Consider the following 7,864-nt stretch of genomic DNA (forward strand, 5'->3'; position numbering starts at 1 on the left):
TATGAGAACAAAAAATGCCTGTCTTCCTTGCTATGTCGAGCATAACATAGCAAGGAAAAACAGGCAAAACTTGTTATTTATATTAGCATTACTAAAAACTATTTTATAAAATAAAAATATCAAACTTGAAGTTACAGTTTGTATAGAAGAAAAATGTAAATAAAAAGGGGGAAATAAACATGGATGTAAAAACGATTGATCAAGAAAGAGAGTATGGATATATGGATACGGAAACAAAAACCACTGTAGTCACACAAAAAAGAGGCCAATATATATCTGGTTATTCAGTCGGGATTCTGTATCTCGATGAATGTTGGTATCCAGTGTTACCCGGGAACGTAGCAAACTTAAGTACGTATACATTTCCTGTAAGACTGAAAAAAGTGCCTAATTGTACGACATCTAGATTATTAGATGGAGATGAGAGACTTTTGGAAAGTATCATTGAAGCGGCTAAAGAATTAGAAGCAGAGGGCGCCCGAGCAATCTCGGCAGCATGTGGTTTTTTCGGGAACTTTCAGGACAAGGTGGCAGATGCTGTTGATATCCCGGTGTACCTATCAAGTGTTGTTCAAGTACCATGGATTAAAACAGGTTTAAAATCGAACCAAAAAATCGGTATTTTGACAGCGTATGCTAATGGAATGAAAGAAAATTTATTTAAAAGCTGTGGTATATTCGATCCAAGTGTTTGCGTAATAAAGGATTTGAGTAAACTACCTGAGTTTTCAGCCATTATAGAGAATAGAGGTACTTTTGATAATGAAAAAGTGAGAAATGAAGTTGTTACAGCCACTATTAATTTAGTAAATGATAATCCAGATATAGCTGCAATCTTATTAGAATGTAGTGATTTACCCCCATACGCAGCGGATATACAAAGACATGTCAAACTCCCCACTTATGATTTTATAACTTTGATCAATTGGATTCACCATGCTACTAGCCAGAAACCATATCATGGTTTTATCTAAGGAAACTTCCACTTATAATTTTCTGAATTTTCAGTAAAGTAATATTACGTTATACGACAGTGCTGATTTTGGCTCATTTTATTCGAGACGTTCTCGGCCTCATGTGCCTTTCAGCTCTGCTGAAAGCTTAATCTAGCTTTATGAAATGCTGGAGTGAACGGGCTTTCTCCCCCGTTTCATAAAGCTAGAGCTACCATGAATCCAAAGTGTTTGTTTAACACAACTAAATTTAAAAAAAGAGGTGGATAAATGAAACAAAGTTTGCAATTTGCAGCAGCTATTGTCGGAATTATTGTTGGTGCAGGGTTTGCTTCTGGGCAAGAAATCATGCAATTCTTTACTTATTTCGGATGGAAAGGAACTTTAGGTGCGATTATTGCAACTCTATTATTTGCGTTTCTATTCATGCAGGTGGTGCAATTAGGGAATGTACTTCAAGCTACCTCACATAGGCAAGTACTGCATCATATTTGTGGAAAGTATTTAGGAAACGTTATAGATTTGATTATTACATTTTTTTTATTCGGTGTATTAGTTGTCATGATTGCGGGGAGCGGATCGCTTTTTGAACAGCAATTTGGATTACCTCATTATATTGGAAATTTGTTCATGGCGATAGTAACAATTGCAACCGTGTGTATGAATATTCAAAAAATCATCTCGATTATAGGAGCTTTTACTCCCATTTTATTTTTAATGATTCTCATTATAGGGGGATATTCGCTTGCTACAATGGATTTTAATTTTGCTGAAATGAAGAAATTTAGTCAGCCTGAATCAGCAGCTGCTTCAAATTGGATATTAGGTGCTGCCTTATATGTGTCTTACTGTATTGCTGCAGGTTTTTCCATGCTAACAGTCATGGGAGGGACAAGTAAAGATAATAAATCAACTAAAATGGGTGGTATACTAGGTGGTATAATGCTTGGTTTATTAGTCATTCTATTTCATGTATCTATGTTTAGTAAAATTGATCAGATTCAGAATGTCGATATGCCAACTTTAGTTCTAGCAAATCATATCGCCCCATGGCTTGCAGGGATTATGGCGATTCTAATACTAGGGATGATTTATAATACCGCAGTTGGAATGCTCTATTCATTTACAGTTCGTTTTTTTAAAGCCGATCATCCGAAGTTTAAATATTATATTATAGGAATAGGTATTATTTCCTTTATGGCAAGCTTTGCTGGCTTTACTAATTTGGTAGGAACCTTATATCCAATTACAGGTTATTTAGGATTTGTATTAATTGGAGCAATCATATGGAATGCGTTGAAAACAAGAAGGAATAAAGCGAATGAAGAGATTGATGAAAAAGAAAGAGAAGAATCTCTAACTGTATAGATAGCGTGTGATAAAAGGACCGCAAAGTATTTCTTAAAGAAAGTTTTGTGGTCCTTTCGTATGTCTAAATCCTATTTCCTAAAGGTGCATCAAAAAGGATTACTTCATAGCGTTTGAAGATTTATCTATTTGTTTTTTAGACTGCTTAACCATTTTTGTATTAGTATGCTCTGAATGGATTTTAATCGTGAAATATAAAAGTAAGCAATGTTCAAAATTAGCTAAATTTAGTGAAGTGAGGTCTCCGATTTTTTCCAAACGATAAACTAAGGAATTACGGTGAAGAAATAAACTTCGTGCAGTTTCGCTTAGGTTCATATTGCATTTGCAATAGGCCATGAATGTAGATGAAAGAGTATCAAAATTATCATGATGAATAAAATCATGATAATTTTCAGTTAATCGATCTCTAATATAAGGGGTTAATCCTTTTGATAATAGTTCTAGTGCTATGTTCCAATCATTATAGCGGTATATCCTGGGCTGGATATCGGTTTTTTTACCAGCAGATAAAGCTTTTAAGGCATTTCGGTAAGACTCTCTAATTCCATCAACCCCACTCTGTATATTTCCAATGGAGATTGCTGCATTTGAATGATATGTAACTTCTAAATATTGATTTAGCCTTTGGAGCTTATGTTTAATCTTTTTGAAAAACATATCGGTGGTTTCTCTTGGATTAATCGCTTTTAAGATGATGAATTGATCGAGGGTTAATAATGAAATGATATCCTGTGTATGATCTATAAAGTAGTACTTCAAATTATCTATTAACTCTTTTGGAAGACGCTGTAACGATAATTCGTCAGTTTGAGTAGATACATGCAGTGAAAGCATGTCTAAATCGATAAGGAGACAAGCTCTTTTTACATCTAAATCATACCCTAGTATTTTTCCATATCTAATAATACGAGTGTGATTTTCGGAATTTTGAGAATTTATAAGGTGGTGTATGAGGGTATCTATTTTTTGAGATTCAAGCACACTCATTTCTTGTTTGAAAAATTCTTGGCACATCATTTCAACATGGCTTTTAACAATTTGAGCATATTTGTTAACCTCATCCGGGTTCCCTATAATCCCTAATACACCGATTACTTCATGATTGAACATAATAGGGGCCGCTACTCCCGGTAGAACATTTTTGAATAGTTTAACCTCATTTATTTCATAACAAACAATTTGCTTTCTTTTTAATATATCTAGTGATGCTTGATGGAAACTTCCCAACCGACTTGGGTCTGTTGTTCCAATAATATACCCTTTCTCGTCGGTAATGCTGATCGGATGACCGATTATTTCTGATGTATTTTCAACAATCCTTTGCGCAATTTGTTTTAAAATCACGGAGCAGACCTCCTTATATAGTAGATGTTTTACTAGGAATTCTATAAAGATTGCTATTTTCCCTTGTGAAAAGTGACAATTTTTTCGTTTATAAGATAGGATTTTTTGTGAAAAATTTACGTAGTTCCTTCATCGCTTAAATTAGTACATTAATAATAAGAATTTCTTTATAAATTAGGAAAGGTGGTTCATGAATGAAAGATAAGGCGGATATCCTCATTGTTGGTGGTGGAGTTATTGGTTCTAGTATTGCTTTTAATCTTTTAAATGATGGTTTTACTGGTAAAATTATAGTTTTTGAAAAAGATAGGATCTATGAATTTTCTTCTACACCTAGAAGTGCGGGGGGCTTTCGTCAATTATATACGACAGATATCAATGTTCAGTTAAGCCGGTTTAGTCTACAAGTTTATAAAGAATTTTCTAAAACAATGGCTATAGATGGAGAAGCGGTTGAAATTGACTTTAAACAAAGAGGTTATTTATTTCTTGCTACAGAGAAGATGATGCATCGTTTTGAAAAACATTTAGTGCTTCAACATAGAAATGGTGTTAACTCTCAGCTTCTTGAAAAAAATGAATTGTTAACAATCATTCCAGAATTAAATGTGGAGGATTTAGCAGGTGGGTTGTATTGTTCGGAGAGTGGTTACTTAGATCCATATTCTGTTATGCAAGGGTATGTGAAGTGCTCGAAAAAATTAGGAGCTGAGTATATATATGAGGAAGTTGAGAGCCTTCTTACAGAGCAAGGGAAAATCAAAGGTGTTCGACTTGCTAATGGTAACGAGTATTATGCACCCGTTGTTGTAAATTGTGCGGGGGCTTGGGCTGCCATGTTAAGTGAAAAAGCGAATTTGCCGTTACCTGTTGTACCTTTGCCCAGACAAATATTTCAATTTGATGTTGAAGAACCTTTAAAAGAATATCTTCCGTTAACGATGGATCCTACAGGGGTCTATTTCCGTCATGAAGGAGAAAAGTTTATCGCCGGTTATGCAGAAGAAATAGAACCGAAAATAGATTTTAGCTGGCGACGCTCTGACTTTGTTGAAAATATTTGGCCAATTCTTGCTCATCGCATTGGGAATTTTGAACAGGTGAAAGTCGAGAGAGGTTGGGCCGGATTATATGATTTTAATACAAAGGATCATAATGCTATTCTTGGAGAATATCCATCTATGAAGGGATACTATGTTGCTTTTGGATTTAGCGGCCATGGGATGCAGCAGGCACCTGCAGTTGGTAAATGTCTTTCAGAACTGATTAGAACAGGACACTACGACACGCTTGATTTAACGCCTTTAAGGGTGGAGCGTTTTGCAGAAAACCAATTAGTAATCGAAGATGCGATTTACTAAGCGTTGACTATAGGTTCATAAAGGTAAAAGGGAGGGACACATAATTTGAAGAGATTATCAGGGGGAGAAGCAGTCGTTCGCGTGATGGTAAAAGAGGGAACAAAGAAAGCTTTTTGTGTTCCTGGAGAGAGCTATTTAGGTGTAATCAACGCATTATATGATCATTCTGATATTCAACTTATTGCTGCACGTCATGAAGGAGGAGCATCCTTTATGGCTGAGGCATATGCCAAAACGTCAGGTGATGTAGGCGTTTGTATGGCTACAAGAGGCCCAGGAGCTTCCAACTTGGCTATTGGACTTCATACAGCGATGCAAGACTCTACACCTTTAGTTGCCCTGATTGGTCAAGTTGAACGTTCTTTTAAAGAGAAAGAGGCATTTCAAGAAGTGAATTTTTCAGGATTGTTTAGCCATTTATGTAAGTGGGCTGTAGAAATTGATCGGGTCGAACGGATTCCAGAGCTATTACACCGTGCCTTCCATATTGCACGTTCAGGGCGGCCAGGGCCTGTTGTCGTTTCTTTACCTCATGATATGTTGGAGGATACAGCTGAATTTGTTGAACAAAAACCTTATTATGTAGGAGCTTCAAATCCAGATGAGAAGTCTGTTGATGAGGCGCTTAAAGAAATCGCAAAAGCAAAGAGACCAGTGCTTATTGCTGGTGGCGGGGTTACAATCTCGAAATCTACTTCATTGTTAATAAAGTTTGCTGAAGCGATGCATATTCCGGTTGTAACAGCTTTTAGACGCTTTTCTGCTTTTCCTAATACTCATCCATGCTACGCTGGTTGGCTTGGATTCGGTACTCCTTCAAGCTTATTGGGCTATATAAAAAATGCTGATTTGGTGATTGCACTTGGAACGCGCTTTTCTCAAGTAACAACACAGGATTATAGCTTGTTAGCGGACGATGCGCGACTTATCCATATTGATATTTCTCCTGATACAATCGGAAAAGTATATGCTCCAATGCTCCCGATTGTAGCGGATGTGAAGCAATTTTTAATAAAAGCACTTGAAAGAATTCCGCAAATGAGAGATGTAGAAAGAAAAAAACTGATAACAGAACTTCATAAACGATACAGGGAGTTTTCTTCTATAAAAGCTGATTATTCCCTAGATTATGTGGACTTGGATGGCATGATGTACGATTTGGTTAATAAACTTCCGAAGGATGCTATTGTAACAAGTGATGCCGGGAACTTTTTTGGTTGGTTATCCCGCTATTATCGTTTTGAACAGGAGAATTCTTATATAGGGCCTACATCCGGAGCGATGGGGTATGGGCTGCCTGCCGCAATTGGTGCTAAAGTAGCGCGACCAGACAAAACAGTTATTTCTTTCTCCGGAGATGGAGGATTTATGATGACAATGCAAGAACTTGAAACAGCTGTTCGAGAGAAGATTCCAGTCATTTCAATCGTTGTGAACAATAATATGTACGGAACCATTCGTGCCCATCAAGAGAAGCATTTCCCTGATCGTGTGATTGCCACAGAATTAACGAATCCTAATTTTGCTGAATTAGCAAGATTATTTGGGGCACATGGGGAACGAGTGGAGAAAAATGAGGATTTTATACCTGCATTGGAAAGAGCGATGTTCAGTGGAAGTCCTGCTGTAATTGAAGTAATGACAAATCCTGCAATTCTATCAGTAAATCAGCCGAAGGAAATAGCTGAAAGATTATAAATGATTATGGATCGATTTTATAACGAGCAGACTTTTACTAAGTTTGCTCGTTTTAGTTAGGCTGTGTTAAAGTTTGGCTACTAGGAGGACTATGAATCATTCTATCATTTATAATTTTTAAATATTTTCAATGAAGAATAGTGAGAGAAGATAAGTGAGTTGATAATGGTAAATAATACCATGTTATAATGGATATATTCTACAAATATAGAAGGTGAAAAATAATGAAGTTTATAACAGCTCGAAAAAATAAACAATCTTTCGTAGGCGTTTTAGATGCTTCAGAAGTATTGGTGTTACCATTGACAAAGAAAGAACATGGATTTGATTTTCCTCAAAGTATGATTGAATGTATTGAATTAGGAGATGAATTTGTCAAGCAAGCAGAGAGAGTATTACAACAAGCGAGTCCATCTGATTTTCTTGAGCTTGGTGCAGTTGAGCTGTTGGCTCCCATCCCTCGTCCTCTAAAAAACATCTTTTGTGTCGGAAAAAATTATCGAGAACATGTAATTGAAATGGGAAGTAAGGATGATATTCCTGAACATGTGATGGTGTTTACGAAAGCGCCAACTACTGTAATTGCTTCTGGAGCACCGATTTTATCTCATCAAGAGGTAACTGAACAGCTGGATTATGAAGGAGAGCTAGCCGTTATTATTGGAAAAGAAGGGAAAGCGATTGCGAAAGAAGAAGCGTTAGATTATGTATTTGGTTATACAATTTTAAATGATGTCACAGCGCGAGATTTGCAGTCGCGCCATAAACAATTTTTTATCGGAAAAAGTTTGGATACTACTTGCCCTTTAGGTCCATGCATTGTTCACAAATCAGTCATTACGGATCCGAGTGCTTTGCAGATTGAAACAAAAGTAAATGGAGAAGTTCGGCAATCTTCGGAAAAAGAAAAAATGATTTTTCCGATTTCTGAGATTATTTCTGTGCTATCACAAGGAATGACCCTTGAACCGGGAGATATTATTGCAACAGGTACACCATCAGGGGTAGGAAAAGGTTTCAATCCACCGCGCTTTTTACGAGCTGGCGATGAAATTGAAATTACCATTGATCAAATTGGTGTGTTAAAGAACACCGTTGCCAATTTGTAAGGGTGCTGTCTACATAATGAATTAACCC

General features: G+C 36.5%; 6 protein-coding genes. 5 read left to right on the forward strand and 1 reads right to left on the reverse strand.

What is annotated here, in order from left to right:
* The first annotated feature begins 179 nt into the window (after nt 1-179).
* Both V7068_RS07905 and V7068_RS07910 read left to right on the forward strand, forming a co-directional pair.
* The gene (locus V7068_RS07905; protein WP_499712057.1) at nt 180-974 is read left to right on the forward strand and encodes an aspartate/glutamate racemase family protein; all 795 of its coding nucleotides are present in this window, start codon (nt 180-182) and stop codon (nt 972-974) included.
* A gap of 249 nt (nt 975-1,223) precedes the next feature.
* Complete coding sequence (locus tag V7068_RS07910) at nt 1,224-2,321, forward strand: YkvI family membrane protein (protein WP_499712059.1); 1,098 nt, start codon at nt 1,224-1,226, stop codon at nt 2,319-2,321.
* A 99-nt stretch (nt 2,322-2,420) separates the two neighbouring features.
* On the opposite strand, the gene V7068_RS07915 is transcribed toward V7068_RS07910, so the two are convergent.
* Nucleotides 2,421-3,668: a CdaR family transcriptional regulator gene (locus V7068_RS07915; protein ID WP_499712061.1), complete on the reverse strand. Its 1,248-nt coding sequence runs from the start codon at nt 3,666-3,668 to the stop codon at nt 2,421-2,423.
* A gap of 194 nt (nt 3,669-3,862) precedes the next feature.
* Between V7068_RS07915 and V7068_RS07920 the strand changes: the two genes are divergently transcribed.
* The 3 genes from V7068_RS07920 to V7068_RS07930 all read left to right on the forward strand — a co-directional run bounded on the left by V7068_RS07920 (nt 3,863) and on the right by V7068_RS07930 (nt 7,836).
* Complete coding sequence (locus V7068_RS07920) at nt 3,863-5,029, forward strand: NAD(P)/FAD-dependent oxidoreductase (RefSeq protein WP_499712062.1); 1,167 nt, start codon at nt 3,863-3,865, stop codon at nt 5,027-5,029.
* 45 nt (nt 5,030-5,074) lie between these two features.
* Nucleotides 5,075-6,727, forward strand: a complete 1,653-nt coding sequence (locus tag V7068_RS07925) for a thiamine pyrophosphate-dependent enzyme (RefSeq protein ID WP_499712064.1) — start codon at nt 5,075-5,077, stop codon at nt 6,725-6,727.
* Between the two features lie 224 nt (nt 6,728-6,951).
* Nucleotides 6,952-7,836, forward strand: coding sequence for a fumarylacetoacetate hydrolase family protein (locus V7068_RS07930; RefSeq protein WP_499712066.1), 885 nt, complete (start codon nt 6,952-6,954; stop codon nt 7,834-7,836).
* The last annotated feature ends 28 nt before the right edge of the window (nt 7,837-7,864 follow it).

The organism is Bacillus sp. JJ634 (genome assembly GCF_036962285.1).
Classification (GTDB): Bacteria; Bacillota; Bacilli; order Bacillales; family DSM-1321; genus Peribacillus; species Peribacillus asahii_A.

Coding starts and splice junctions, on each gene's coding strand:
- V7068_RS07910 (WP_499712059.1), top strand. CDS start 1,224: ATGAAACAAAGTTTGCAATTTGCAGCAGCTATTGTCGGAATTATTGTT.
- V7068_RS07930 (WP_499712066.1), top strand. CDS start 6,952: ATGAAGTTTATAACAGCTCGAAAAAATAAACAATCTTTCGTAGGCGTT.
- V7068_RS07920 (WP_499712062.1), top strand. CDS start 3,863: ATGAAAGATAAGGCGGATATCCTCATTGTTGGTGGTGGAGTTATTGGT.
- V7068_RS07905 (WP_499712057.1), top strand. CDS start 180: ATGGATGTAAAAACGATTGATCAAGAAAGAGAGTATGGATATATGGAT.